Source organism: Rhodovulum euryhalinum (assembly GCF_004342445.1).
Classification (GTDB): Bacteria; Pseudomonadota; Alphaproteobacteria; order Rhodobacterales; family Rhodobacteraceae; genus Rhodovulum; species Rhodovulum euryhalinum.
The window spans coordinates 2,501-5,713 of record NZ_SLWW01000031.1 but is presented as its reverse complement, the minus strand read 5'-3'; the positions used below and the strand labels follow the sequence as shown (position 1 = coordinate 5,713).

The window sequence follows — 3,213 nt, the reverse complement described above, 5'->3', positions numbered from 1 at the left end:
TTTGGTTGCGGGGGTAGGATTTGAACCTACGACCTTCAGGTTATGAGCCTGACGAGCTACCGGGCTGCTCCACCCCGCGCCAATTGTCCCGATGTGTTTATGTTCAGGGACGTTCATCGAAGAGAGTTGCATTTGGGTCTTTCTAGGTTTGGCGGTGACCTACTCTCCCACGTCTTGAGACGCAGTACCATCGGCGCGGCGGCACTTAACGGCCGGGTTCGGAATGGAGCCGGGTGTTTTGCTCGCGCTATGACCACCAAACCGAGGAAGACCCAAATTTTTGTCCAAGTCACACTTTGTGTGCTTTTGACCAGTACAGCTTGGCTATTACTGGATCAAATCAAGCCTATCGGGCAATTAGTACCGGTCAACTGAACGCATTGCTGCGCTTACATCTCCGGCCTATCGACGTGGTGGTCTTCCACGGCCCTCGGGGATACCTTGTTTTGAGGGGGGCTTCCCGCTTAGATGCCTTCAGCGGTTATCCTGTCCGATCATAGCTACCCTGCACTGCCGTTGGCACGACAACAGGTCCACCAGTGGATCGTTCACCCCGGTCCTCTCGTACTAGGGGCAACTCCTCTCAAGTATCCTACACCCACGGCAGATAGGGACCGAACTGTCTCACGACGTTCTAAACCCAGCTCACGTACCTCTTTAAATGGCGAACAGCCATACCCTTGGGACCTGCTCCAGCCCCAGGATGAGATGAGCCGACATCGAGGTGCCAAACACTGCCGTCGATATGGACTCTTGGGCAGTATCAGCCTGTTATCCCCGGCGTACCTTTTATCCGTTGAGCGATGGCCCTTCCACTCGGGACCACCGGATCACTATGGCCGACTTTCGTCTCTGCTCGACTTGTCAGTCTCGCAGTCAGGCTGGCTTTTGCCATTGCACTCAACGAGCGATTTCCGACCGCTCTGAGCCAACCTTCGCGCGCCTCCGTTACACTTTGGGAGGCGACCGCCCCAGTCAAACTACCCGCCACACAGGGTCCCGGATCCGGATGACGGACCGCGGTTAGACATCAAGCAGGAGAAGGGTGGTATCTCAAGGGAGGCTCCACAGGAACTGGCGTCCCTGCTTCGAAGCCTACCACCTATCCTGCACATCGCATGCCTGATGCCAGTGTGAAGCTGTAGTGAAGGTGCACGGGGTCTTTCCGTCTAACCGCGGGAAGCCTGCATCTTGACAGGCAATTCAATTTCGCTGAGTCGATGTTGGAGACAGCGGGGAAGTCGTTACGCCATTCGTGCAGGTCGGAACTTACCCGACAAGGAATTTCGCTACCTTAGGACCGTTATAGTTACGGCCGCCGTTTACCGGGGCTTCAATTCGGAGCTTGCACCCCTCCTTTTAACCTTCCGGCACCGGGCAGGCGTCAGACCCTATACGTCGTCTTGCGACTTCGCAGAGCCCTGTGTTTTTAGTAAACAGTCGCCACCCCCTGGTTTGTGCCCCCCGCCCATACTTGCGTACGAACGGGGCCTCCTTCTCGCGAACTTACGGAGGTATTTTGCCGAGTTCCTTCAACATCGTTCTCTCAAGCGCCTTGGTATGCTCTACCAGTCCACCTGTGTCGGTTTAGGGTACGGTCTGATGGAGGGCTATTTCCAGGAACCGATCAGCGGCCCGCCCAATCCGTTAAGGGCGAACAACCTTCACGATCCGTCACATCCTCCTGGCCCAGGAATATTAACCTGGTTCCCATCGTCTACGCTTTTCAGCCTCGACTTAGGGGCCGGCTTACCCTGCTCAGATTAGCTTTAAGCAGGAACCCTTGGACTTTCGGCGACAGGGTCTCTCACCCTGTTTGTCGCTACTCATGTCATCATTCTCACTAGTGATCGCTCCACCGGTGCCTCACGGCCCGGCTTCTCAGCCAAACCCGAGCCTCCGATGCATCCGAGGATGCAGAAGAGGCGTGGGTTTTGTCACACTACGCTCCGCTACCACTGCTTGCGCAGTCCTAAGCTTCGGCTCGTGGCTTGAGCCCCGTTACATCTTCGCCGCAGGACAACTTGATTAGACCAGTGAGCTGTTACGCTATCTTTAAAGGATGGCTGCTTCTAAGCCAACCTCCTGGTTGTTTTGGTCGTCCCACCTGCTTTCCCACTTAGCCACGAATTGGGGGCCTTAGCTGTAGGTCAGGGTTGTTTCCCTCTCCACGACGGACGTTAGCACCCGCCGTGTGTCTGCCATCTAGTACTCCCGGGTATTCGGAGTTTGGTTAGGATCAGTAAGCCTGTGGGGCCCCATTACCCATCCAGTGCTCTACCCCCCGGGGTATTCGGATGACGCTCTACCTAAATAGATTTCGCGGAGAACCAGCTATCTCCGAGTTTGATTGGCCTTTCACCCCTAGGCACAACTCATCCCGACCTTTTTCAACAGGTGTGGGTTCGGACCTCCAGTACGTGTTACCGTACCTTCATCCTGGTCATGCCTAGATCACTCGGTTTCGGGTCTGATCCCACGAACTCAACGCCCATTTAAGACTCGCTTTCGCTACGCCTACACCTATCGGCTTAAGCTTGCTCGTGAGACCAAGTCGATGACCCATTATACAAAAGGTACGCCGTCAGGACTCGAGGTCCCTCCGACTGCTTGTAGGCGCTCGGTTTCAGGTACTGTTTCACTCCCCTAGTCGGGGTGCTTTTCACCTTTCCCTCACGGTACTGGTTCGCTATCGGTCAGCAAGGAGTACTTAGCCTTCGAGGGTGGTCCCCCGATCTTCAGACAGGATTTCACGTGTCCCGCCCTACTTAATGCGTCCGATCATGCTTCCCATACGGGGCTGTCACCCACTATGGCCCGACTTTCCAGACGGTTCTGGTCACATTCACGGCTCGGCTGGTCCCCGTTCGCTCGCCACTACTAGGGGAGTATCTGTTGATTTCCTTTCCTCCGGGTACTTAGATGTTTCAGTTCCCCGGGTTCGCTCTTATAACCCTATGTATTCAGGTCATAAGTACCTGTTTCAGAAGATTATAAACCGCCCTAAGGCAATTATAATCAACTGTCAGGTGGGTTGCCCCATTCGGAGATCCATGGATCAAAGCCTATTACCGGCTCCCCATGGCTTATCGCAGGTTATCACGTCCTTCATCGCCTCTTGCTGCCAAGGCATCCACCAAACGCCCTTATCGCGCTTGATTTGATCCAGAAAAAGACAAGCTCTTTCCGATCAAAAGTCACTTTTCCCGCTCC

Annotated in this window: 1 tRNA gene and 2 rRNA genes; all 3 read right to left on the bottom strand. The window is 54.9% G+C overall.

The window, feature by feature from the left end:
- Positions 1-2: 2 nt before the first annotated feature.
- Positions 3-79 (bottom strand) — tRNA-Met (locus tag EV655_RS18340).
- A 67-nt stretch (positions 80-146) separates the two neighbouring features.
- Positions 147-261 (bottom strand): 5S ribosomal RNA (gene rrf, locus EV655_RS18335).
- 75 nt (positions 262-336) lie between these two features.
- Positions 337-3,161 (bottom strand): 23S ribosomal RNA (locus EV655_RS18330).
- Positions 3,162-3,213: the final 52 nt, after the last annotated feature.